Origin of the sequence: Pseudomonas sp. MYb13 (assembly GCF_002980075.1) — a bacterium.
Taxonomy (GTDB): Bacteria; Pseudomonadota; Gammaproteobacteria; order Pseudomonadales; family Pseudomonadaceae; genus Aquipseudomonas; species Aquipseudomonas lurida.
In genome coordinates, this window is record NZ_PCQI01000010.1 from 175,471 (window position 1) to 199,022 (window position 23,552).

The following is a 23,552-nucleotide window of genomic DNA, read 5'->3' on the forward strand; positions in this document are numbered from 1 at the left end:
GTTCTTGGGGCGACTACTCTGTTTAGCAGGACAGGCGCCGGATGGGAATAAATCCCTGGTACGGCGTGTTAGCTCAGTACCTGTGTCCTTTACTCTGCGGAGCGTTGCATGAAACGACGAATGTCCCCGGTCGCCGTACTGGCCCTGATCCTTGCCTACTGTTCCAGCGCGCAGGCGGTGGAGTACAGGGACGTCAACCGTACCGCCAGCCAGATCAGCTTTACCTACCAGCAATTGGGGCAGCGGGTGTACGGCACCTTCAGTGAGTTCGAAGGCGTCTTGACCTTCGATACGCAAAGGCCGGAAGCAGGGCATGCCTTGCTCAAGATCCAACTTGCGAGCATCGACGCCGGCAGCCCTGATGCCAACGACGAGCTGCAACGTGCATCCTGGTTCGATACCGCGACCTACCCGGTGGGTGTGTACGAATCCACCGCCGTCAAGGCGCTGGGAGACAACCGCTACACGATCAGCGGCAACCTGACTATCAAGGGCACCACGCACCCGGTGGACGTCGACGTGGTGCTCAAGGAGCAAAGCGGCATTGGCGTGTTCGACGGTGAGTTCATCCTCAAGCGCGGCGACTTCAAGATCGGCGAGGGTGAATGGGCGGGTAACAGCGTGGTGTCCAATGACATCAACATCAAGTTCAAGATGGTCGCGCCGCAGCGCTAGCGCGCGAACTTCTTCGCGCCGGCCACGCAAGCGATCACCGCGATTGTCACCAGTACCATGCCCAGGCTGACCTGCTCGTGCAGCAAACCCGCCGCCAATGCCAGGCCAAAAAACGGTTGCAGCAACTGCAATTGGCCAACCGCTGCGATGCCTCCCTGGGCCAGGCCCCGATACCAGAACACAAAGCCGATCAGCATGCTGAACAAGGACACATAACCCAGGCTCAACCAGGCCGGCAGGCTGATGCCGTGCAGGCTCGTCGGCGCCATGACCAGGCTCAACGGCACCACTACCGGTATCGACACCACCAGCGCCCAGCAGATCACCTGCCAGCCGCCCAGGCTGCGCGACAACTTGGCGCCTTCGGCGTAACCCAGGCCGCACACCAGCACCGCCAGCAGCATCAGCACGTCTCCGGCAGGCGCGGCGCTCAAGCCCTGGGCGACGGCGTAACCCATCACCAGCACGCTGCCGAGGATCGAGAACAACCAGAACACCAGGCGCGGGCGTTCGCCACCGCGCAGCACGCCAAAGACGGCGGTGGCCAGTGGCAGCAGGCCGATGAACACGATGGAGTGGGCCGACGTCACGTATTGCAACGCCAGGGCGGTGAGCAGGGGGAAGCCGATCACGACCCCGAGGGCGACGATCGCGAGAGGCATCCATTGATGGCGCGCGGGGCGCTGTTCCTTGAACAGCCACAGCAACAGCAACCCCAGGACGGCAGCGATGGCCGCACGGAGCATGGTCAGGAACACCGGGTCGAATTCCATCACCGCCAGGCGCGTGGCGGGCAGGGAACCGCTGAAAATCACTACGCCGATAAAGCCGTTGATCCAACCTTGGGTGCGGGTATCCAGCGTGTTGAGAAGGGAGGTGCGTTCCATGAGATAGGCCCGGGGCAAGAGAGGGTTGCGTTCAGGCCATCCTAGGGGCGAGCATTGGGACAATCAAAAAATTGTCATGGATACATCCCTATGCCCCGTGCTCGTTACAAGTCGTTGGTCGACACGTTCGCCGCAGACATTCGCAGCGGCAAGATGCCGCCCGGTACGCGCCTGCCGACGCACCGTCAACTGGCCGCCGACCATGGCCTGGCGCTGGTCACTGCGAGCCGTGTGTACACGGAGCTCGAGGCCATGGGGCTGGTCAGCGGGGAGACCGGGCGCGGCACCTTTGTGCGCGAGATTTCGCTGCCGCCAGGGCAGGGCAGTGGGCAGATGCCGGTGGCGGCGGGCATGCTAGACCTCAATTTCAACTACCCCTCGTTGCCGGGCCAGGCTGAGTTGCTGCGCACGGCGTTGCGCCAGTTGGCGTTGTCCGGGGACCTTGAAGCCCTGTTGCGTTACCAGCCTCATGGCGGCCGCCCGCATGAGCGTGCTGCGTTCGCGCGGCACTTGCTCAGCCGAGGCCTGAGCGTGGAGGCCGATCAGGTGCTGTTGGTCAGTGGCGCCCAGCATGGCTTGGCGGTGACCATGATGGCGTTGCTCAAGCCTGGGGATGTGATTGCGGTGGACGCGTTGACCTATTCCGGGTTCAAGGTGCTGGCCGAGACACTGCACCTGGAAGTCGTCGCGATCCCGGTAACGCCTGTGGGACCCGACCTGGACGCCCTGCAAGCCCTGTGTCGCCGGCGTCCCGTACGTGCCGTGTACAGCATGCCGACCCTGCACAATCCCCTCGGCTGGGTGATGGGCAGGAACTCACGTGAGCAACTGGTTGCCATCGCCCGCCAATACAACCTGATGATCATCGAGGACGCCGCCTATGCGTTCCTGGCCGCAGACGCACCGCCGCCCGTGGCGAGCCTGGCACCGGAGCGCACGGTGTATGTGGGAGGGCTGTCGAAAAGTGTTGCGACTGGCCTGCGTGTCGGGTTCGTCGCCGCGCCGAATGAATGGGTGAAACCCCTTGAGCGCACCATCATGGCCACGACCTGGAATGTGCCCGGTGTGATGAGCGCCATTGCGGTGGCCTGGATCGACGATGGCACCGTGGCACAGCTGGAGGCGCAAAAGCGCGAGGACGCCCAGGCCCGCCAGGCGCTGGCTGCGCGTGTGCTCAAGGGGCTGGCCTACACCAGCCATCCTTCATCGTATTTCTTGTGGTTACCGCTGGCGGAAGACGCGCGGGCTGATCAAGTCGCCATGACCTTGCAGCGCGAAGGCGTCTGCGTGTCCACCGCCGAGCCCTTTGCCGTCTCGGCCCATGTCCCGCATGCGCTACGCCTGGCCTTGGGCTCGGTAGCCATGCCCTCGCTTCACGAGGCATTGCACAACGTGCGCAAGGTGGTGGAGTGGTGAGCCGCGTACGACGGCTCACCGATCGGCATCAGTACTTGTAGGCCTGGCGTCCGATCAACAGCCATTTGCCTTTTTGCTTCTGCCACACCTGGAAGTTATCGATATCCGTCGGTACTTCCACGCCACTGTTCACCGCCAGGGCGTGGAAGTGGTTGCGTACCAGGGCGGTGTCGCCTTGCAGGGTGATGGTCTGGTTTTGCATCTCCAGGGTCTTGAACGCGCTGGTGTGGGTTTCCAGGTCGGCGATGAATTGGTCTTTGTTCTGCACCTTGCCGCTGGAGTGGCCGTAGGTAAGTTTGTCAGCGGTCAGCGCGTGAAGTTGCTTGAGATCCAGGTGCAGCATGGCTTGGGTCAGTTGGTCGACCGCTTGGGCCACATCCTTTTCGGCAGGGGCGGGCGCTGCAGCCACATAACCGCTGAACAGGCACAGAAAACCGATCAGCACTTTGACGTTTTGCATGGGTGTTTCCTTATTGTTGTTGGGGGCTGGCACGACAGGTTAAGTCGTCGTACAACCATGCAATATTTCCTATATTGAAGGAAAGTGAAATTTTGAAATATCCTGAAAAGATTGGGTTTCAAGGCCTTATAAAAAAGACTTCTTCTTATACGATGTCCCAACACATTGTCTGAATCACGCCTCGCTTCCTGTGCAAGTAGCACATCGCTATGCTACTGCCGGAACCCAACCCCGCCCGAGAAACACAATGGATTTTGACTGGCACAGCGACCCCATCACCCGCGCCACGCCCGTGACCCCACACTACAAAAACACTCAGAACGTGCGCCGCTTCATGCTTGAGCAGTGCGGCCCGGGGTTCAAGTTCGACCGGCCGTTCATGGCTTGGATTCGCAACGAGGTGCCCAAGACCCTGGGCGACGTGGTTGATGAGTGGCGACGCCGACAAGAGGATTCACGCCCATGACACCCGACGAAAAATACCAGGCCGCCCAACAACGCCTCGGCTATCAGCTGGACGAATTCAAGGTCGGTGGCAACTACACGCCACTGGTTCGCGACGGCAACCATCTGTACCTCAGCGGCCAGATCCCCCGCGTGGGCGATACCATCGTGCTGCCGGGCAAGGTCGGTGACAGCCTGACCCTGGCCCAGGCACAAATCGCCGCCGGCATCAGCGTCTTGCGCTGCCTGGGGCTGCTCAAGCAAGCATTGGGGTCGCTGGACCGGATCAAGGCGATCCCGCGTATCAACGTGTACGTACGCAGTGCCGAGGATTTTGACCAGCAAAGTGAAGTGGCCAACGGCGCATCGGACCTGTTGCACGAGATCCTGGGCAGCGCCGGGGTGCATACGCGTACGTCGCTGGGGGTGATGCAGTTGCCGAAATCGGCGGCGGTGGAGGTCGATATGATTGCGGTGGCGCATAGCGCCTGATTTGAAATGCGGTTGAAAAAGGTGGGAGCGGGCTTGCTCCCACAGGGTTGACCGCGTTTAGCCAGCTGCCAACGGTGGTGTGCGCGGCGGAATCAGGCGCTTGCTGCCGGTGGCTTCATACGCTGATGCAAAGCGCAGCAACGCCGAATCGTCATAGGCACGCCCGGCAAACGTCAGCCCCACCGGCATGCCGATGTCGGCCATCACACCCATCGGTACGGTGACAGTCGGCACGCCCAGGTGGCGGATAGCAAGGTTGCCGTTGGCCACCCAGACGCCGTTGCTCCAGGCGATATCAGCGCTGGTTTCGTTCACATCGGCATCCGCCGGGCCCACGTCGGCGACGGTGGGGAACAGCACCGCGTCGAGGCCGAGCTTATCCATCCACTCTTCCAGGTCGATACGCCGGGTTTGCTCCAGGCCGCGCAGGCCGTCGGGAACGGTACTGATCTGGTCCCACGGGGTAATGCCGCGTTCGGCCATGCGCACGTATTCGTCCATGCCGGCGGCCAGGTCGTCCTCGCGGTTGGGCAGGGTGCCTGGGTCGTGAGGGAAGATCTTCGGCCCGTCCACATCCGCCAGGCGGTTGAGGGCGGGGTCGTTGTTGGCGCGCAGGAAATCATCGAAGGCCCAGGCTGACAATTCCCACAGCTCGTCGTGGAGGAATGCCTTGGACACCAGCCCTCGGGTAAACACGGTGGGTGCGCCAGGGCGGTCGCCCTCGCAGTTGGAGACCAGCGGGAAGTCCACCTCAATCACTTCGGCACCGGCGGCTTCCAGCGCCTGGCGTGCGTCTTCCCACAGGTCGATCACGCTGGCGCGGGTGTTGATCTTCTGCCCCGTGGGGCCGCCGATCCCGGGTTTTTCGCTGGTGCCTGCCTCGGGGTCGGCATTGATGTACATGCGCGGTACGCCAAAGCGTTTGCCCGCGAGGGATTCGGCAGTCACGGCCAGCTCGGCGTAGGTAGCCGGGCGCACCGAGGTAACACTGGGGATCGGCACCCATGGCTGCAGGCGCCACAGGTCGCCACGGGTGTCCGGGTCTTCGGCCACCACCACGTCGAGGATTTCCAACAGATCGGCCATGGTGCGGGCGTACGGCACCACCACGTCCATGGTCGGTGTCAAAGGCCAATTGCCGCGCACCGAAATCACCCCACGGGACGGGGTATAGGCGCACAGGCCATTGTTGGATGCCGGGCCGCGCCCGCTCGACCAGGTTTCTTCCGCCAGCCCGAAGGCCGCAAAGCTCGCCGCCGTCGCGGTGCCGGCGCCGTTGGACGAGCCGGAAGCAAAGGGTGCGGTCAGGTAATCGGCGTTATACGGGCTTTCGGCGCGGCCATACACGCCACGCTGCATCCCGCCGTTAGCCATTGGCGGCATGTTGGTCTTGCCCAGGCAGATAGCGCCACCGGCACGCAGGCGCTCGACGGTGAACGCATCACGCTGAGCGACCAGGTGGGCAAACGCCGGGCTGCCGGATGCCGCGGTCAGGCCCTTGACCAGGTAGCTGTCTTTGGCGGTGTAGGGAATGCCATCCAGTGGCCCCAAGGTTTCGCCCTTGGCCCGGCGAGCATCGGACGCCTCGGCTTCTTTCAGGGCTTCGGGGTTGCGCACCACGACGGCATTCAAGGCGGTGGCGGTTTGCGGACCGTCGTAGGCATCGATCCGTGCCAGGTAAGCCTTGACCAGTTCGACGGCCGTGGTCTGGCCAGATTCAAGCGCAGCGCGCAATTGGGCAATGGAGACTTCGGTAACTTGCATCACGTTTTTTTCGCCGCCTTCAAGTGGGGGTATGGCGGCAGTCTACGTACAGATATTTCACAAAACCAGCGCCGCATACTCCGCATAGGCACCGCGCATCACCTGCCAGGTGGCCTCGTCAGCGGGAATCAGATGTTCGATCCGCAGGGAGGCGAGGGTGATGTCCTGGGGCATGCCGAAGGTCGTGAAGGTGGACAGAAAACTCAGTTCACCCTGGGGTGTGCGCAGGCGCGTGAGCACCAGCGGCGGCATGTGTTCAGGCAGTTCGGTGCTGGCGGGTGTTGGCAAGCTCGACAGCAGTGCGGCCAGTTCGGGATTGTCCAGCGCCTCACGGGTGGCGCGCTGCCAAGCCAGGGTGCGGATCTCATCGGCATTGATCAGGTGGTCGCCCAGGCCTCCGGCGTGCAGCAGCGTCGCCAGCAAGTTCAGGTTCCCGGCTGCACCCGGCGGTATGCCTACCAGTCCAAACAGCACGGCGGTACTGGCATTCGCCGCCAATACGTCCCATTGGCTGCCCAACAGGATCGCCGGCGCGGGATTGTTGGCGTGCAGTACATGGCTGACGGCTTCGCGGATGGCGGCCATGGCCGGTGAGGCAAGCGGGGTGGCGGTGTAGCGCGGGGCAAATCCGGCGGCGAGGAACACGCGGTTGCACTGTTCGAGCGGTGCCTCCAGCGCGGTGAGCAGCGTGTGCAAAGTGCCTGGGCTCGGCTTGGCGCGCCCGGTTTCGATGCAACTGAGATGGCGCTGGGAGACGTTGGTCATCAACGCCAGGTCGAGTTGGCTCAGCTTGGCGTGCTTGCGCAGTTGGCGCAGTTGTTCGCCGGCGGTAGCAGGGTGGTCCATGGCGGGATCATGACCTCCGAGGTCATTGCGAGGGGCCGAACCTTATCACTAACGTGGGCGTTCATCACTTCAAGGACGCGATCATGAGAAGACGTTATGTTGCCCTGGCTGGTTTGCTGGGTTTCTCGCTGTACACCCTGGCCACGATGCTCACCGCCGAGCAGTCGCTGCTGGCCTTTGGACGCGAACTGATGTCACGGCCGGACACCGCGCAAGTGGTGATCGACCTGTATCTGATGGCAGTGCTGGGGTGCGTGTGGATGTACCGGGATACCCGGCGGCGAGGGCGGTCCGCGGCTTCGGTGCTGCCGTACTTCTTACTGACGGCGGTGTTTGTGTCGGTCGGGCCGTTGCTTTACCTGGTGGTGAATGGAAGCCGGGATGAGTGAGCTGCTGCAGGTCTACGCGCTGTGCGTGCTGCGGCTGTGCCGGAAGATGTTTGCGACTTTGTGTTATCAGGGTTTTTTGGATGCGAGCGCGGGCGTTTACCCATCGGAGGACGCGGGCGAGCAAGGCGTGCTTGTTCGGGCCAGGCGGACGCCGCTCACCCGCGCGCGGTCGGTCTCGGCCTTTAGCTGTAGGCGCTGGCGCCGGTGCGGTCGACAAGGCGAATGCTGTCGCGCCCACCCCGCTTGGATTCATACAGCGTGCTATCGCCTTGCTCAATCAAGGCCGCCAGGCTCGGCGGCGGTTGGTCAAACAGGTTGGCGCCGATGCTCAGGGTCACCGGCGCCGGCGTGTTGAAGGTCTGCGAGGCCAGTTGGTGAAACTGGTCGCGCAGGTTGCTGCCCAGCTCGACGATCTGTTCGGTGGACGCCGGGCTCAGCAGGATCACGAATTCATCCCCGCCCAGGCGTGCTGCGAGCGCGCCCTGGGGCACCACACCGCGAATCATTTCGCTCAAGGCGATCAGCAAGCGATCGCCAGCGGTATGGCCGTGGAGGTCGTTGACCGATTTGAAGTTGTCGATGTCGATCAGCAGCAGCGCACCCGGTTGCGCCGGTGACACGTGGGCCAGCAGGCGCGGTGCGCGCAGGTCGAGGGCGCGGCGGTTGTAGAGGGCGGTCAGTGGGTCGCGGGCGGCGAGGCGGGCGATCTGCTGTTCGCGGCGATAGCGTTCGGAGCCGGTCATCGACAGTGCAATCAGCATGATCGCCATGGCGCCTTCCACCAAGGACACCTGGATGATCTCGCCCTTGAACGCGGCGAGGTCGATCAGCGTGCCGGGGATCAGCACCGACAGCGCCTTGGCCACATAGAACCCGCCATGGATCAACAGCACATAGCGCAACTGCACCGCGCCGATGCTCAAGGATTTGCCGTGGGGGCGCAGCAGGAAACTGGCACGCAGGGTCGGCAGTGCCACCAACAGCGACTGCACGCCCAGCATGGCTTTGGACCACGGCAGATCGGCCGGCAGCATGAGCATGCCGAGCCACACCACCAGCATCAGCAGCCACAGCGGCGACAAGCGCACTTGGGTGAACCGCGCCACGCCGAGCAAAAACAGAAAGTGCGCAGTCACCAGCAAACCATTGGCGAACCAGATGCCGATCATCAGGAAGCCATTGAGGCGCAGCAGCGCGAGGGTGGAGCCGACGGTGATGGTGGCGAAGCCGGCGCTCCAGTACAGCAGCGAAGGTTCACGCACGCTGCGCCATTCAACGGCCAGGTACAGGGCGGCAGCGGCTGCCAGGGCAACGGTGAGTGCCAAAATCGTAGGAGGGTCGAGCGTCATTTCTTGCCGGGTCTGCCTGGTGTGCGTTTAGAACCGGGATTGTAAGCGCACACGCAGGTTTTTCAGAGCATTCATCGTGATGGCACACGGCCAGGCGATGATCGGCAGGTCAGGCGCCCTTGGTCGAGGGCAGCAATACCGTGAGGATGCCCACCAACGGCAGGAACGAGCAGAGTGTGTACACGTACTCGATACCGTGGGTGTCGGCGAGCAAACCGAGCAGCGCCGCGCCAATCCCGCTGAAGCCGAACATCAGGCCGAAGAAGATCCCGGCGATCATGCCCACGTTGCCGGGCACCAGTTCCTGGGCGTACACCACGATGGCCGAGAAGGCCGACGCGATAATGAACCCGATCACCACACTCAGTACCGCCGTCCAGAACAGGTCGACGTAGGGCAGCGCCAAGGTGAACGGTGCGGCACCGAGGATAGAGAACCAGATGACCTTCTTGCGCCCGATCTTGTCGCCGATCGGGCCGCCCGCGAAAGTGCCGACAGCCACCGCCCCCAGGAACAGGAACAGGTACATCTGGGAGCTTGAGACCGACAGTTGGAATTTCTCGATCAGGTAGAACGTGAAGTAGCTGGTCAGGCTGGTCATGTACCAGTATTTGGAGAACACCAGCACGGCCAGCACTACCAGGGCAAACGTCACGCGGCCCTTGGACAGGCCGTGGGTGGCTTTGCCGCCTTGCTTGAGTTTGAACAGGTTGAGGTGGTGGCGGTACCAGCGACTCAACCCGTACAGCACCAGGATCGCGAACACGGCAAACAGCCCAAACCAGGCAATATGGCCCTGGCCATAGGGAATGATGATCGCCGCTGCCAGCAACGGGCCCAGGGCACTGCCGGTGTTGCCGCCGACCTGGAAGGTTGATTGCGCCAGGCCGTAGCGGCCGCCAGAGGCCAGGCGCGCAACGCGCGAGGTTTCCGGGTGGAAGGTCGACGAGCCGACGCCCACCAGGCCTGCCGCCAGCAGGATCGCCGGGAAGGTGCCGACAAACGCCAGCATCAGGATGCCGACCAGGGTGCACACCATGCCCGCCGGCAGCAGCCAGGGCTTGGGATGGCGGTCAGTGTGGTAGCCGATCCAGGGTTGTAGCAGCGAGGCGGTCAGTTGGAAGGTCAGGGTGATCAGGCCCACCTGGGTAAACGACAAACCGTAGTTGGCCTTGAGCATCGGGTAGATCGACGGCAGCACGGCCTGGATCAGGTCATTGATCAAATGCGCCAGCGCGCAGGCGCCGAGGATGCGCATGACCAAGGGGCTGGCTTGGGGTGTCGTGGTTGCAGCGGCGGGTGACGCAGTGAGGGTCGACATGCAGGCATTCCATACAAGGCAGCTAATCAAAGGCGGCGACTTCGTAAGGTCGTCATCCATTACAAAATGATTCGGCGTTCATGCTAGATTCGTCAAGAATGCCTGTCTCGCGTAATTCGGGCGGCAACCATCGCAAAAAGGGCGAAATGATCAAACCACTGAATGAATTTCTCCAGGAAATCAATGAAGGCGCCTGGGCCGTAATCAGCTCAGCCACGGATTACCCGGAAAACTGGGTGATCCCCGAGCACAGCCATGAGAAACATCAACTGCTCTACGCCATCGAAGGTGTGATGGTGGTGTACTCGGCGCTGAACCAATGGACCGTGCCGCCCAACCGTGGGATCTGGATGCCCAGCGGGCACGTGCATTCCCTGCGCTGTGTCGGCACCCTGAAAATGCGCAGTGTATTTGTACGCCCGGATCGCTTCCCGAACATGCCCGGCGAGCCGAAGACTGTCAGCATCTCACCGTTGCTGAGCGAGCTGATCAAAGCGTCAGTTAGCTTGAAACCCCCGTATGCCGAGGACTCGCGGGATGCGCGGATCATGCACCTGATCCTCGACGAGCTCGCCATCCTGCCGGCGTTGCCGCTGTCGTTGCCTCAGCCCGCCGACCCGCGTCTGCAGCGCATCAGCCTGGCGCTCCAGGAGGACCCGAGCGACGCCTCCACCGTGGCGCATTGGAGCGAGCGCCTGAACCTCGACCAGAAAACCATCCAGCGCCTGTTCCGCAAGGAAACCGGCATGACCTTCGGCCAATGGCGCCAGCAAGCGCGGTTGCTGCTGGCGTTGGAGCGCATTGCGGTGGGCGAGAAAGTGATCGATATCGCCCTGGAACTGGGCTATGAGAGCCCGAGTGCGTTTACCAGCATGTTCAAGAAACAGTTTGGCAAGACACCGAGCCATTTTTTTCGGTAGGGCCCGCACCGGCTGTGCTGTCCTTGCCCGCGCGGGACACGCCGTTCATTACCGGCTGCATCCCGGTGCCCGCGGCGTGCCGAGCATCGACAGGCCCCGGTAACCGCTGGCGCGTGCTGCCAGGCATGCCAATGCGGCAGCGACAACCAGTACCGCGGCACTCAACTCGAATGTTGCCTCATACCCGCTCATGTCAAACACCTGGCCGCCAAGGATCGCCCCCGACGCTATCGCCAGTTGGATGATCGCGACCATCAACCCACCGCCTGCCTCGGCATGGTCGGGCAGGGTTTTTGACAGCCAGGTCCACCAACCCACCGGCGCGGCGGTGGCGACCAGGCCCCAGAGCCCCAGCAACAGTGTGGTCAGCACTGTCGAGTTGCCCATCCTGACCAGTGCCAGCGCAATCCCCGCCATCAGCAACGGGATAATGACCAGCGTCAGGAACAGGCCTTTTTTCAGGAAACGCTCAATCAGGAACGTGCCCGCGAGACCGGCTACGCCCAGCACCAGCAATATCAGCGACAGCCGAGAAACACTGACCTGAGTGACAGTCTCCAGAAACGGTCGCAGGTAAGTGAACAGCATGAATTGGCCCATGAAAAACGCGCTCACGGCCAGCATGCCCAAGGCCACCGGCGTGCGTTTCATCAACTGCCACAGGCCTCCGTTTTTGGCGGCCCCCTGTGCGCTGATCGACGGCAGGCTGACCATCAACCAGGCCAACGCCAGCACCGCGACAGGCACGACGCAGAAGAACGCCCCGCGCCAGCCAATCAGGCCGCCGACGAAGCTGCCCAGCGGTGCCGCGATAACCGTTGCCAATGCGTTGCCGCCATTGACGATCGCCAATGCCCGCGGCACCTGGGGCTCGGGTACCAGGCGCATGGCGGTGGCGGCTGAGAGCGACCAGAAGCCGCCGATGGCCACGCCGATCAACGCGCGGCCCAGCATGAACACCTGGTAATTCGGCGCGAACGCCACCACCGTGCCGGAAACGATCATCAGCAGGGTCAAGGACAGCAGCAGGCGCTTGCGATCCACCCGCGCCGCGATGGCTGCGACCACCAGGCTGGTGAGCAAGGCAAACAGCCCTGACACCGAAATTCCCTGGCCGGCCTGCCCCTCGGTGATATGCAAGTCGACCGCGAGGGGCGTCAGCAGGCTTACCGGCATGAATTCGGAAGCCACCAGGGCAAATGCCGCCAGCGACATGGCGAGTACGGCGCCCCAGTGTCTTGGCGCAGTGACCGTCACTTCAAGTAGCTCCTGAAAAAGCCAGCAAGCGTGTCGAACGGGATCAGGTCGACCCGGTCGTACAGGTCTACATGGCCGGCGTTGGGGATGATCGCCAATTGCTTTGGCTCGGCAGCGCGCCGGTAGGCATCCTCGCTGAACTCAAGTGAATGGGCGTTGGCGCCGGCAATCAGCAAGAGTGGGCGCGGGGAAAGGGTCTCGATGTCGTTGAGCGGGTAGAAGTTCATGAACTTCACGTTGCTGGTCAGCGTCGGCCGGGTCGTGTTGTGCGGCGAGGCGCCGGCTGGGGTGAACTGACCACGAGGGGTGCGATAGAAATCGTAGAACTCATCGCCCACTGCATCGCCGGTCAGCGTGTGGGGCGTGCCGCCGGTGTAGACGGTAGTGCCACCCTGGAATTCCACATAGCGCTGGTTGGCGGCTTGCAGCAGTACCTGTTGGCGCTGCGCCAGGGTCACGCCGTGCTTGAGGCCGTTGCGGTTGGCGGCGCCCATGTCGTACATGCTCACCGTGGCGATGGCCTTGAGGCGTGGGTCGATCTTCGCCGCGGCAATGGCGAAGCTGCCGCTGCCGCAAATGCCGATCACACCAATGCGCTCGCGGTCGACGATGGGGCGCGTGCCGAGGTAATCAACCGCTGCGCTGAACGCTTCGCTGTAAAGGTCGGGCAACACCGCATTGCGTGGCGAGCCTGGGCTTTCGCCCCAGAACGGCAGGTCGAGGGACAAGGTCACAAAACCCTGTTCGGCCATTTTGGTGGCGTAGAGGTTGGCGCTCTGTTCTTTGACCGCACCCATCGGGTGACCGACGATGATTGCGGCATTTCTGGAGGCGGGCGCCAGGTGCCCGGGCACGAACAGATTGCCCGCGACGGCCATGCCGTACTGGTTGTTGAAGGTGACCTTTTCGACGGTTACCTTGTCGCTTGTGTAGAAGTTGTTTGCACCGTTGGACATATCGGCTCCCAGTGAAGAAAAAGAAGTCACCAGCAAACCCAGAGCGAGCAAGAGGCTTTTCATTGGATGATCCTTGAGAAGGTCGGTCCGTCCATTTTCCCGGGGCAGGGCAGGGTTCTGTAGTGCGTTTGACTGGATTACTTGCCTGATCCTCTGAGTCTCGCGGTTGGCCGAGGACACCCATGGAACGGTCCGGTAAAGTCCAATGACGAGAGGAACGAGCCCGTCATGACGATCAATCAAACGCCCCTGGACGCGCTGGTCCAGGCTATCGGTTCGCGGGTGCAGGCGCCCGGCGACTACCCCATGCCCATTCCCGGCCTGGGTTTCTATCGGCGCGAGCAGCCCGCAACACCGGTGGTGTGCATGGTCGAGCCGTGCATCGTGCTGGTCGCCCAAGGTGAAAAACAGCTGTGGGTCGGCGGTGAGGGATACCCGTACGACACCTCACGCTTCCTGGTGACCTCGCTGGACATTCCCGCCAATTCCGAGGTGCTGTCCGCCAGCCCTGACAGACCATGCCTGGGGCTCACCTTCAAGCTGGACTTGCGCATGTTGGCCGAGTTGATCGCCCAGAGTGAATTACCGCCAACGCGGGAACGGCCGGTGCTGAAAGGGGTGGGCATCGGCACGGTGACCGACGGGATGCTGGCGTCTTTTGCGCGTCTGGTGGCACTGCTGGATGAGCCCGAAGCGATCCCAGTGCTTGCGCCGTTGATCCAGCGCGAGATCCACTACCGCCTACTCAAAAGCGACCAGGCTGGTCGGTTGCGCCAGATCTGCTCCGTCGACGGGCAGGGGTATCGGATCGCCAAGGCAATCGATTGGCTCAAGCTCAACTACAACGCGGCGCTTCGAGTGGATGAGTTGGCCGCGCGCGTGCAAATGAGTGCGGCAACGTTCCACCATCACTTTCGCCAACTGACGGCGATGAGCCCGTTGCAGTATCAGAAGTGGCTGCGCCTGAACGAGGCGCGGCGCTTGATGTTGAACGAGCACCAGGACGTGTCCAGTGCTGCGTTCAAAGTGGGCTATGAAAGCCCATCACAGTTCAGCCGCGAGTACGGTCGATTGTTCGGTGTGCCGCCCAAGCGCGATATTGCCGCGTTGCGGGGCAAGGCAGACGTCACGTGTCCGTCGTCGTCAGGTTAGCGAATAAGATACAGCCGATCAGCCGCGCGAACAGGCTCAGGGTTTCCGGCAAATTGGGGTCGTCGAACAGCATCGCCCGCGAGTCGAGGGCACACAGAGCGCCGAACAGGCGGCCATCGGGCAGGAAGATCGGTGCGCCGGCGTAGCTCTCGATGGCGTACTGCTTGACCACCGGGCGTGCGGCAAAGCGTCCGTTCTGGCTGATCTGGGGGATGAACAAGGTTTGCGGGTTGACACAGAATTCGCTGCACAGGGTGGTTTCAAGGTCGAGCACGTCGTCGACATGAATGCCCATTTCGCTGGTGTCGTGCACGGAGCAGACCACCCACTCCAGGTCAGTGAATTTGGCGATGCCGGCAAAGCGCATGCCGGTCAGGCGGGTGACCAGTTGCAGGATGCTGGTGGTGGCTTCTATCTCGGCGATGGCGGCGCGCTCATCGGCGCTGAGCAGGGACTGTGGTGCGGTAACGCTTGGAACCATGGGGACACTCCAATAGCGGGGTGGCCCTGGCCACCCCACACGTTTTGGCTTTAGTTGATGCGCGGATGCTGCTCGACAAGGTTCTTGCGCTTGGCTTCCAACTCGGCAATTTCGGCATCGATGTCTTCAATCTTCTGCTCGATATTGTCGTGATGCTCCTGCAGCAATTCCTTGGCTTCCTCCATGTCCGAAGCCGCCGGTGCTGCGCCGCGCAATGGCTTGTTGGCGGTTTCCTTCATGGTCAGGCCGGTGATCAGGCCGACCACGGCAAACACCATCAGGTAGTAGGCGGGCATGAACAGGTCGTTGGTGCTTTCCACCAGCCAGGCGACGGCGGTTGGAGTGAGGCCGGCGATCAGCACCGAGACGTTGAACGCACTGGCCAGCGCGCTGTAGCGCAGGTGAGTGGGGAACATCGCGGGCAGCGTCGAGGCCATCACGCCGATGAAGAAGTTCAGGATCACCGCCAGGATCAGCAAGCCGGCGAAGATCAGCCCGATTTTCCCGCTGGTGATCAGCATGAACGCCGGGATTGAAAGGAACAGCAGGCCGATACTGCCGGCGATGATGAAGGGCTTGCGGCCGATCTTGTCGCTGACAAAACCAATGAACGGCTGCACGAACAGCATGCCGACCATGATCGCGATGATGATCAGCACGCCGCTGTTTTCTTTGTAGTGCAGGTTGTGCGACAGGTAGCTGGGCATGTAGGTGAGCAGCATGTAGTACGTCACGTTGGTAGCCGCGACGATCCCGATGCAGGTCAGCAGGCTACGCCAGTGCTTGGTCGCAACCTCTTTGAAGGAAACTTTGGGGCCGTGGGTCAGGCCTTGGCGGTCGCCTTGCTCAAGTTTGTCCATGTGCTGCTGGAACGCAGGGGTTTCTTCCAGGGCGTGACGCAGGTACAGGCCGATGATGCCCAGCGGCAGGGCGAGGAAGAACGGCAGGCGCCAGCCCCACTCTTCAAACTGTGCATCGCCCAGCACGCTGGAAATCAACACCACCACGCCGGCGCCGAGCACGAAGCCTGCGATCGAACCGAAGTCAAGCCAGCTGCCGAGGAAGCCGCGCTTGCGGTCCGGGGCGTATTCGGCCACGAAGATCGAAGCGCCGGTGTATTCGCCACCGACCGAAAAGCCCTGGGCCATTTTGCACAGCAACAGCAGGATCGGCGCCCAGATACCAATGGAGGCGTAGGAGGGGATCAGGCCAATGGCGAACGTGCTCAGGGACATGATCACGATGGTCGCGGCGAGGACTTTCTGTCGTCCGTATTTATCGCCCAGTGCACCGAAGAACAATCCACCCAGGGGACGGATCAGGAAGGGCACGGAGAAGGTGCCCAGTGCGGCGATCATTTGTACGCTGGGCGAGGCGTCGGGGAAGAATACTTTGCCGAGCACATAGGCGACAAAACCGTAGACGCCAAAGTCGAACCATTCCATGGCGTTACCCAGTGCGGCGGCGGTGATCGCCTTGCGCACCTTGGTGTCGTCGACGATGGTGATGTCTTTCAATCCGATGGGCTTGACGCTTTTCTTACGTAATTTCATGCGGGGTACTCTAAAGCAGAACAGGGGTGGTGCCATCGCAGCGATGGCACCGCTCTGTCAGTTCAGATACAAGCGGACATGAAATAATTCACCACTATTTGCGTTTTTTTGCAGATGGATTGAACTTTGTACGCCGATAAAGGAGTTATCTGAATGCCCGATGCCCCGTCGCGCCTCATCTACCGCCAACCACATCCCAGCGACGTGCAGCGATTGTTCGCGATCTTCGGTGACCCGCAGACGAATTTGTTCAACCCTGCCGGCCCGTTGGCCAGCCTGGAGATTGCGCAGCACCTGCTGGACCACTGGCTCGAACAGTGGGCCACCCAGGGGTATGGATGGTGGGCAATTGCCCATCGTGAAGCGCCTGACCACCTCATCGGCTTTGGCGGGATCGCGCCTCTGAACTACCTGGCCGAACGGCGCATCAACCTGGGTTACCGTTTTGCGGTAGAAGCCTGGGGGCAGGGCTATGCCACCGAAGTGGGCCGTGATGCCTTGGCGTTGGCATTCGAAACACTCGGTTTGCCTGCCGTGTTTGGGCTGGTGCGGCCGGACCATGCTGCATCGATCCGGGTGCTGGAAAAGATCGGCATGCAGCCTTTCGGCTTGCTCGATGACGTGCCGGGCAAGGCACCGAGCCTGGTATTACGCATTTGTCATCCTACAACTGACATTGGCTAACCTTTCACATACACGCGAAATCGCTCGATAAACGGCAATCTTTCAGATTGACAGCGTGTAGGCGTCCCGATATAAAAGTGGCAGTTGTACGACGACATATGACGTTACGTATGTCCTACCTAACAAAAATAAAAAGTGATGCCATGAACTTGAACGAGCCCATCAACGCCCAGCGCGTTGGCCAGGCGGTAGGCAACTATCGCTGGACCATCTGCGCGATGCTGTTCTTCGCCACTACCGTCAACTACCTCGACCGCCAGGTGCTCAGCCTGCTGGCGCCTCAGCTGTCCACGCAATTTGGCTGGAGCAACACCGATTACGCCAACATTGCCGCGGTGTTTCAGTTTGTCTACGCGATCTCCATGCTCTTCGCCGGGCGCTTTGTCGACAAAATCGGCACCAAGGCTGCCTATGTCGTGGCGATCGGGATCTGGTCCACGGGCGCCATCATGCACGCCTTCTCGGTGCCGATGGGCGAGGGCATTGCGGCCATCAGCGGCGCAATCGGCCTGGCGGTGATTCCGGTATCGATTGCCGGTTTCATGTTATCCCGTGCGGTGCTGGCGATTGGCGAGGCGGGTAACTTTCCGATTGCGATCAAGGCCACCGCCGAGTACTTCCCCAAGAAGGAACGCTCCCTGGCCACCGGTATTTTCAACTCCGGCGCCAACGTGGGTGCGATCCTGGCGCCAATCTGCGTGCCGCTGATCGCGGGGCTCTGGGGCTGGGAAGCGGCGTTTATCGTGATTGGCGCATTGGGTTTTGTGTGGGTCGCGGTGTGGATCGCGCTCTACCAGAAGCCGGATGAGCAAAAGCGCCTGTCGCCCGCCGAGCTGGCGTACATCCGCAGCGACCAGACCGTGCAGCCCTTCACACCGGCACCGGCCGGCGCCGTGGAGAAGAAAGTCTCGTGGTTCAAATTGCTCACTTATCGCCAGACCTGGGCCTTTGCCTTCGGCAAGTTCATGACCGACGGTGTGTGGTGGTTTTTCCTGTTCTGGCTGCCTACGTACCTGTCGGCGCAGTACGGCATGAAAGGCGCCGATATCGTGATGCCGCTGGCGGTGCTGTACAGCATGACCATGGTGGGCAGTATCGGTGGCGGCTGGTTCCCCAGCTACTTCATGGCGCGCGGCGATGCACCCTACGATGGCCGCATGAAAGCCATGTTGGTGATCGCGTTGTTTCCGCTGGTGGTATTGCTCGCACAACCGTTTGGCTACATCAGCTTCTGGGTGCCGGTTTTGCTGATCGGTGTGGGCGCCTCCGCGCACCAGGCCTGGTCGTGCAACATCTTCACCACGGTATCGGACATGTTCCCGCAGAAGACCGTGGCCTCGGTGGTCGGGATCGGCGGCATGGCCGGCGGCCTGGGTGGCGTGGTGATGACCAAGATCGGTGGTTGGGTGTTCGACTACTACAAGTCGGTCGGTGACATCCATACCGGTTACATGATCATGTTCGCGATCTGTGCGCTGGCCTACCTGGTCGCCTGGAGCGTGATGAAGGCACTGGTACCGCGTCACAAGGAAATCACTGACCTGTAAGGCTCGACGTCCCGCGCTGTCATAGCGCGGGACGGCTTCACAGCGCGCGGGCCCAGGTCTGGCTGACCAGGGATTTACCGAAGCTGATCATCGGTTCTTCCTCTACCAATTCGAACCCGGCCTTCTGATAGAGCTTGCGCGCCTCGGTGAGAATATCCACCGTCCACAGCAGCATGCGTGTGTAGCCGACCTGCTGGGCAAAGCGCACGCACTCATCCACCAGCCGTTGGCCGATGCCCATGCCGCGAGCGCTGGCATCCACGTAGAGCATGCGCAGCTTGGCCGTGGTGTCATCATGGCGAATCACAAACACCGAGCCGACCACCTCGCCGTCCTTTTCCGCGATCCAGCAACGCTCGGATGCCGGCTCGAATTCGCGCAGATACTGGGCGACAATTTCCGCCACCAACGCTTCGAACTCCCAATTCCAGCCGTACTCCCGGGCATACAGCGCGGCCTGTTGCTGCACCACCAGGCCCATGTCGCCCGGCTGGGGATCGCGCAGCAGATAGCTGGGCGCGGTACCTCCCAGCAAGGCCTGGATGCGCTTCATGGCGGCGGTGAGTTGCTGCTGCTGGGTTTCCGGCAGGCTGTCGAGCAGGGCGATGACTTCGTCCTGGGTTTGCTGCTCCAATGGCTCCAGCACCGCGCGGCCGAGGTCGGTGAGGTGCAGTTGCACCGCGCGCGCATCGGTAACGCAACGGACTTTCTGGATCAGGCCTTTCTTTTCGAAGCCACTGGTCAGCCGGCTCAGGTAGCCCGCGTCCAGGCCGAGCATCTGGCACAGGTCAGCGCTGGTGAGATCGCCTTGGGTAGACAACTCGTACATCACGCGGATTTCGGTGAGCGAATAATCGCTCTGCAGCAGGTGTTCCTGCAGCACGCCGATCTGATGGGTATAGAAGCGGTTGAAGCCGCGCACGACGCCGGCGCGTTCGACAAGCAGGGGAGTGGACATACTGGAATGCTCGAATGGTTGCCTGAGGCAATTATATTGTTGCTTCAGGCAACCATGTCAAACAGTTTGCTTAGCGGTTACGCGTCACCCGCCACACGGTATTGGCCAGGTCATCGGCGATGATCAGCGCGCCTTTCGGGTCCACCGTCACCCCCACTGGGCGGCCTCGGGTCTTGCCGTCATCACCGCGAAAGCCGGTGGCAAAGTCGATGGGCTCACCGGACGGCTTGCCATTGCTGAAGGGCACGAAGATCACCTTGTAGCCCACCGGATTATCGCGGTTCCAACTGCCGTGCTCGCCGACGAATACGCCATCGGCGAACTTCTCACCCATTTGCGGGATGGAAAAGTCCACGCCCAGTGCCGCCACATGTGAGCCAAGGCTGTAGTCCGGCTTGATGGCGGCGGCGACTTTGGCGGGGTTCTGCGGCTGTGCGCGCGGGTCGACGTTCTGGCCCCAATAGCTGTAGGGCCAACCGTAGAAGGCGCCTTCACGCACGGAGGTAAGGTAGTCCGGGACCAGGTCCGGGCCGAGTTCGTCGCGTTCGTTGACCACGGTCCACAGTTGCCCGGAGTCCGGCTGGATGGTCAGCGCCGTCGGGTTGCGCAGGCCGGTAGCGTACGGTTTGTGCGCGCCGGTCGCGGCGTCGATCTGCCAGACCATCGCGCGGTCGATCTCCACTTCCATGCCGCGCTCGGTGACGTTGCTGTTGGAGCCGATCCCCACGTAGAGCTGGGTTCCGTCGGCGCTCACGGCCAGGGATTTGGTCCAGTGATGGTTGATCTGCGCCGGCAAGTCAGTGACTTTACTGGGCGGGCCGCTGGCCTTGGTCTGGCCGTCGGCGTAGTCGAAGCTCACCAGTGCGTCCTGGTTGGCCACGTAGAGCTTACCGTTGGCGAACGCCAGGCCGTAGGGTGCGTTGAGGTTGTCGGCGAATACGGTCTTGAGTTCGTAGGTGCCATCCCCATCGGCATCGCGCAGCAAGGTCAGGCGGTTGCCGCCCTTGACCTTGGTGTTGCCCTCGGCTTTGATCAGGCTGGCGATCACATCCTTGGGCTTGAGCTTGGCTGCACTGCCACCACGGCCTTCAGCGACGAGGATGTCGCCGTTGGGCAATACCAGCGTCTGGCGCGGAATCGCGAGGTCGGTGGCGATGGCGGTGACGCTATAGCCTTCCGGGACCGTGGGTTTCTGCTCGCCCCATGGCACAGGCTCGGCAATCTTCATGCTCGGCAACAGGCTGCTTTGCTGTTCCGGCAGCTTGGGGTCGGGGCCACGGGCCTGGGTCTTGTCGCCTTCGCCGCCACAGGCGCTCAGCAACAAGGCGGCGCTCAATAGGGTCAGTGTGCTGGACGTTTTCATTTGGCACCTCTCGAACGCAAATCAGTCAGGCCGATCCACGTGGCCACCACCGCCAGCAATGTGACGATCACAGACAGCACCAAGCCCGCGGGCATCATCGCGTACGCGTCCTTGGCATGTTGGAACGCATTGACCAGGCCCAGTACCCAGGCAGCCAGTAGCAACAGGAAGTAAACGGCAGGTCGTCCGGATTTACGCTGCGCGCGAAGCAGATTGACCAACGCGAACAACAGTGCGAATCCACTGAACACCAACGCGCCGGCAATCAGCCAGGAAGCGAAGTTGGCCCATTGGATCTGGTACGTCTGGCCATAGGCAACGTCGCTGAGCAAGGCGCCCAGGAACAACGGTACGCTACCGGCAAGCAAGATCGCGTGCAGCGGGCCTGGTCTTGTCGCGTAGTAGGTGGGGAGGGTAGTCATGGGGGTGGCGGCTCCTTATCGAACAGTGCTCCTGGATTCAGGGGCGCGGGTGCGTTGCATAGGAAAGGAGCGCGGCGTTTGCGAGAAAGTTCACTGGGGTTTCATGTCGAGATGTTTTCAAACCACGCCGCATACGGCGTATTGGCAACCTGATAGCGATTGAAGTCCGCGCTGCCGTCGTTCCACCACACGGGGCCGCGTTCGCCGAGGGCGACTTTGGCACTCTGCACCTGGTGTCGCGCCGCACTTAACTGTTGCGGGTCGCCCGAGGCCTTGGCTGCTTTGACCGCACGGCGCGCGTCCATCAATTCATGCACCAGACGCTGGCGGGTATCTTCGTCCAGCGCCGGGTTGGTGCAGCGCCAGAGTTGGCCCTTGACCACGAGGTAGCGTCCATCCGGCGTACTAATCATGGTGCCAGCGCAGTACCCGCAGCACGCCCCACATCATCGAAATCACGATCGCCATCCACCCGGCAAACAGGCTGAAGAGTGTCATTGCAAGGTTCATAAGCACCTCCGTTGCGTTGTCGTCTCGCTGTTGTCCTAATAGATGACTGCCACCGAAAAGCAGGATTCAACTTATTTTCCAGCGTGAATCCCTGGCAGTGTTGCCCAGTTGGGGGCCTATAATCCCCACCGATGTCGATCACCCGGCCGTTGCATGACCCGCCGCCAGATGCCCGGCGTTGGTGGTTTATGGGCATTGCCAGCGACGTTCAACCTAGAAGAAGGAGCCTTCACCCATGCCGACCCTGCATTTGCTGTGCGGCAAGATCGCCTCGGGCAAATCTACGCTCGCCGAGCAGATGAGCCATGAGTACGCGGCGATGCTGTTGAGCGAAGACCACTGGCTCGCACAGCTGTATCCCGGCGACATGCTGTCGGTGACGGATTATCTGCGCTGTGCGCAACGCATCCGCGGGGTGGTCGGGCCGCTGGTAGTGGGCTTGCTGGAATCAGGTGTCAACGTCGTGCTGGATTTTCCGGCCAATACCTTGGCTAATCGCGAATGGCTACTGGGGCTGGCGCATGCAGCCGGGGTGCAGCACCGCCTGCATTACCTGGCGCTGGACGACGACACCTGCCGCGCGCGGCTGCATGCGCGTAATGCACGCGGCGGGCACGATTTCGCAGCGACGGATGCCGAGTTCGACCTGATTACCCGTCACTTTTGTGTGCCGAGCGAGGACGAGGGGCTAGTGATCGAGGTGCATCGCCCGTGAGTGCGCCCACCGCCAAAGGCGTCGACGCCGACGGTTTTATCCTTACTGTGCCTGATCGTACCGTACAGGTTGAGTTTCAGCCGTTGATTGAGGACGCCTGCACCTTGCTCTCGCAACCGGAACTGGGCGTAGACGGCATCTACCTGTATGGCAGTGTCGTGCGCGGCGATGCCATCCCTGGTGTCTGCGACCTTGACCTCACGCTGGTGTTACGCGAGGCGCCGACCTTGCAGATACGGGAGCGGTTGGAGGTAGTCCGGTGTGAGTTGGAGCGGCGGTATGCGCAAGTCACCAAAGTCGATTTCGATATCGGCAGCCGCGCACAGGTACTGGCTGCCGAAAACACAAACAGCTGGGGGTTCTGGCTCAAGCACCATTGCCGATGCCTCTGGGGTAATGATCTGGCATTGCACTTCGAGCGCTTCCGGCCGTCCCTGGACATTGCCTTGGCCGTGAATGGTGACTTTGAAACGGTACTTACCACTTACCTGACGCGCATCGCCGGTGCCGGAGACGACCAAGAGCGACTGCGCCTGCAGCGCGAAGCGTCACGCAAGCTGATCAGAGCCACCCAGGTACTGTGCGGGGAAAACGCGTTGGCGTGGCCGCAGACACTTGAAGAGCATGTTGCATTGTTCGTGCAGAGGTATCCGACGAGGGTGACTCAGGTGGCATTCTTCCTGTTTGAAGCCCGAAACCCGAGTGCCGACAGCGAAAAATTCTCAGCTCGACTTAGCGCTTTCCTGGGCTGGATGATTTCGCAGGGAACATAGACAGCAGCTTTCACACACGATCTTCGGCACTCACAGACGCGGCCGAAATCCCGCGATCAACACAGCTCCCACAGTTGAGCTTCGCCATGGCTTGAATTGCGTCCGCAGGCACAACTCAAATCCCGCCATCAACATAGCTCCCCTGTGGGAGCTGTCGAGCTTTAGCGAGGCTGCGATAGCGGAGTGTCAGGCGATGAAAATATCAGCAGTGCCGCCGC

The 23,552-nt window shown here is 61.7% G+C and carries 25 protein-coding genes; 11 read left to right on the plus strand and 14 right to left on the minus strand.

Annotated elements, in window-relative coordinates; all coding sequences use genetic code 11:
• Nucleotides 1-108: 108 nt before the first annotated feature.
• Nucleotides 109-675: a YceI family protein gene (locus CQ002_RS18820; protein WP_371919463.1), complete on the plus strand. Its 567-nt coding sequence runs from the start codon at nt 109-111 to the stop codon at nt 673-675.
• On the opposite strand, the gene CQ002_RS18825 is transcribed toward CQ002_RS18820, so the two are convergent.
• The gene (locus CQ002_RS18825) at nt 672-1,562 is read right to left on the minus strand and encodes a DMT family transporter (protein ID WP_034104884.1); all 891 of its coding nucleotides are present in this window, start codon (nt 1,560-1,562) and stop codon (nt 672-674) included. The two genes, CQ002_RS18820 and CQ002_RS18825, sit on opposite strands and share 4 nt — an antisense overlap.
• 90 nt (nt 1,563-1,652) lie before the next feature.
• Here CQ002_RS18825 and CQ002_RS18830 point away from each other — a divergent pair, with 90 nt between their 5' ends.
• Nucleotides 1,653-2,978, plus strand: a complete 1,326-nt coding sequence (locus CQ002_RS18830; RefSeq protein WP_034104886.1) for a PLP-dependent aminotransferase family protein — start codon at nt 1,653-1,655, stop codon at nt 2,976-2,978.
• A gap of 28 nt (nt 2,979-3,006) precedes the next feature.
• On the opposite strand, the gene CQ002_RS18835 is transcribed toward CQ002_RS18830, so the two are convergent.
• Nucleotides 3,007-3,438, minus strand: coding sequence for a nuclear transport factor 2 family protein (locus CQ002_RS18835; protein WP_034104888.1), 432 nt, complete (start codon nt 3,436-3,438; stop codon nt 3,007-3,009).
• 247 nt (nt 3,439-3,685) lie between these two features.
• Here CQ002_RS18835 and CQ002_RS18840 point away from each other — a divergent pair, with 247 nt between their 5' ends.
• Nucleotides 3,686-3,904 (plus strand): DUF6434 domain-containing protein, encoded by a 219-nt coding sequence (locus tag CQ002_RS18840; RefSeq protein WP_105162369.1) that lies wholly within the window; start codon nt 3,686-3,688, stop codon nt 3,902-3,904.
• Nucleotides 3,901-4,374, plus strand: coding sequence for a RidA family protein (locus CQ002_RS18845; protein WP_034104892.1), 474 nt, complete (start codon nt 3,901-3,903; stop codon nt 4,372-4,374). The genes CQ002_RS18840 and CQ002_RS18845 overlap by 4 nt, the downstream gene beginning before the upstream one ends.
• Nucleotides 4,375-4,431: 57 nt before the next feature.
• Here CQ002_RS18845 and CQ002_RS18850 read toward each other — a convergent pair whose 3' ends face one another.
• Nucleotides 4,432-6,141, minus strand: a complete 1,710-nt coding sequence (locus CQ002_RS18850) for an amidase (RefSeq protein WP_105162368.1) — start codon at nt 6,139-6,141, stop codon at nt 4,432-4,434.
• 54 nt (nt 6,142-6,195) lie between these two features.
• Nucleotides 6,196-6,984, minus strand: coding sequence for a helix-turn-helix domain-containing protein (locus tag CQ002_RS18855; RefSeq protein WP_105162367.1), 789 nt, complete (start codon nt 6,982-6,984; stop codon nt 6,196-6,198).
• An 83-nt stretch (nt 6,985-7,067) separates the two neighbouring features.
• On the opposite strand from CQ002_RS18855, the gene CQ002_RS18860 reads away from it, so the two are divergent.
• The gene (locus tag CQ002_RS18860) at nt 7,068-7,373 is read left to right on the plus strand and encodes a DUF2834 domain-containing protein (RefSeq protein ID WP_034104898.1); all 306 of its coding nucleotides are present in this window, start codon (nt 7,068-7,070) and stop codon (nt 7,371-7,373) included.
• A gap of 182 nt (nt 7,374-7,555) precedes the next feature.
• On the opposite strand, the gene CQ002_RS18870 is transcribed toward CQ002_RS18860, so the two are convergent.
• Nucleotides 7,556-8,722: a GGDEF domain-containing protein gene (locus CQ002_RS18870; RefSeq protein WP_034104900.1), complete on the minus strand. Its 1,167-nt coding sequence runs from the start codon at nt 8,720-8,722 to the stop codon at nt 7,556-7,558.
• A gap of 109 nt (nt 8,723-8,831) precedes the next feature.
• Complete coding sequence (locus CQ002_RS18875; RefSeq protein ID WP_034104902.1) at nt 8,832-10,043, minus strand: MFS transporter; 1,212 nt, start codon at nt 10,041-10,043, stop codon at nt 8,832-8,834.
• 98 nt (nt 10,044-10,141) lie between these two features.
• Between CQ002_RS18875 and CQ002_RS18880 the strand changes: the two genes are divergently transcribed.
• Nucleotides 10,142-10,963, plus strand: a complete 822-nt coding sequence (locus tag CQ002_RS18880) for a helix-turn-helix domain-containing protein (RefSeq protein ID WP_034104904.1) — start codon at nt 10,142-10,144, stop codon at nt 10,961-10,963.
• Nucleotides 10,964-11,011: 48 nt separating this feature from the next.
• Here the strand turns inward: CQ002_RS18880 and CQ002_RS18885 are convergent, their stop codons facing one another.
• Nucleotides 11,012-12,178, minus strand: a complete 1,167-nt coding sequence (locus CQ002_RS18885; RefSeq protein ID WP_105162366.1) for an MFS transporter — start codon at nt 12,176-12,178, stop codon at nt 11,012-11,014.
• Nucleotides 12,179-12,216: 38 nt separating this feature from the next.
• The gene (locus CQ002_RS18890; protein ID WP_105162365.1) at nt 12,217-13,239 is read right to left on the minus strand and encodes an alpha/beta hydrolase; all 1,023 of its coding nucleotides are present in this window, start codon (nt 13,237-13,239) and stop codon (nt 12,217-12,219) included.
• Nucleotides 13,240-13,404: 165 nt separating this feature from the next.
• Here CQ002_RS18890 and CQ002_RS18895 point away from each other — a divergent pair, with 165 nt between their 5' ends.
• Complete coding sequence (locus CQ002_RS18895; RefSeq protein ID WP_034104911.1) at nt 13,405-14,328, plus strand: AraC family transcriptional regulator; 924 nt, start codon at nt 13,405-13,407, stop codon at nt 14,326-14,328.
• Here the strand turns inward: CQ002_RS18895 and CQ002_RS18900 are convergent.
• On the minus strand, nt 14,303-14,809 hold the full coding sequence (locus CQ002_RS18900) for a GAF domain-containing protein (RefSeq protein ID WP_105162364.1): 507 nt from the start codon (nt 14,807-14,809) through the stop codon (nt 14,303-14,305). The two genes, CQ002_RS18895 and CQ002_RS18900, sit on opposite strands and share 26 nt — an antisense overlap.
• 50 nt (nt 14,810-14,859) lie before the next feature.
• A complete protein-coding gene (gene proP / locus CQ002_RS18905) occupies nt 14,860-16,362 on the minus strand; it encodes a glycine betaine/L-proline transporter ProP (protein WP_105162363.1) in 1,503 nt (500 codons plus the stop codon).
• A 153-nt stretch (nt 16,363-16,515) separates the two neighbouring features.
• Here proP and CQ002_RS18910 point away from each other — a divergent pair, with 153 nt between their 5' ends.
• Both CQ002_RS18910 and CQ002_RS18915 read left to right on the plus strand, forming a co-directional pair.
• The gene (locus CQ002_RS18910; protein ID WP_105162362.1) at nt 16,516-17,046 is read left to right on the plus strand and encodes a GNAT family N-acetyltransferase; all 531 of its coding nucleotides are present in this window, start codon (nt 16,516-16,518) and stop codon (nt 17,044-17,046) included.
• Between the two features lie 143 nt (nt 17,047-17,189).
• On the plus strand, nt 17,190-18,593 hold the full coding sequence (locus CQ002_RS18915) for an MFS transporter (RefSeq protein ID WP_069023642.1): 1,404 nt from the start codon (nt 17,190-17,192) through the stop codon (nt 18,591-18,593).
• Between the two features lie 37 nt (nt 18,594-18,630).
• Here CQ002_RS18915 and CQ002_RS18920 read toward each other — a convergent pair whose 3' ends face one another.
• The 4 genes from CQ002_RS18920 to CQ002_RS18935 form a co-directional block, all read right to left on the minus strand.
• Entirely contained in the window at nt 18,631-19,551 is a 921-nt protein-coding gene (locus CQ002_RS18920) for a helix-turn-helix domain-containing GNAT family N-acetyltransferase (RefSeq protein WP_034104922.1), read from the minus strand.
• A 70-nt stretch (nt 19,552-19,621) separates the two neighbouring features.
• The gene (locus CQ002_RS18925; protein WP_105162361.1) at nt 19,622-20,914 is read right to left on the minus strand and encodes a sorbosone dehydrogenase family protein; all 1,293 of its coding nucleotides are present in this window, start codon (nt 20,912-20,914) and stop codon (nt 19,622-19,624) included.
• On the minus strand, nt 20,911-21,336 hold the full coding sequence (locus tag CQ002_RS18930; RefSeq protein ID WP_098466616.1) for a DUF2231 domain-containing protein: 426 nt from the start codon (nt 21,334-21,336) through the stop codon (nt 20,911-20,913). The genes CQ002_RS18925 and CQ002_RS18930 overlap by 4 nt, the downstream gene beginning before the upstream one ends.
• A gap of 101 nt (nt 21,337-21,437) precedes the next feature.
• Nucleotides 21,438-21,749, minus strand: a complete 312-nt coding sequence (locus CQ002_RS18935; protein WP_034104928.1) for a hypothetical protein — start codon at nt 21,747-21,749, stop codon at nt 21,438-21,440.
• 332 nt (nt 21,750-22,081) lie between these two features.
• Here CQ002_RS18935 and CQ002_RS18940 point away from each other — a divergent pair, with 332 nt between their 5' ends.
• On the plus strand, nt 22,082-22,561 hold the full coding sequence (locus tag CQ002_RS18940) for an ATP-binding protein (RefSeq protein ID WP_105162360.1): 480 nt from the start codon (nt 22,082-22,084) through the stop codon (nt 22,559-22,561).
• Entirely contained in the window at nt 22,558-23,334 is a 777-nt protein-coding gene (locus CQ002_RS18945; protein WP_105162359.1) for a nucleotidyltransferase domain-containing protein, read from the plus strand. The genes CQ002_RS18940 and CQ002_RS18945 overlap by 4 nt, the downstream gene beginning before the upstream one ends.
• The last annotated feature ends 218 nt before the right edge of the window (nt 23,335-23,552 follow it).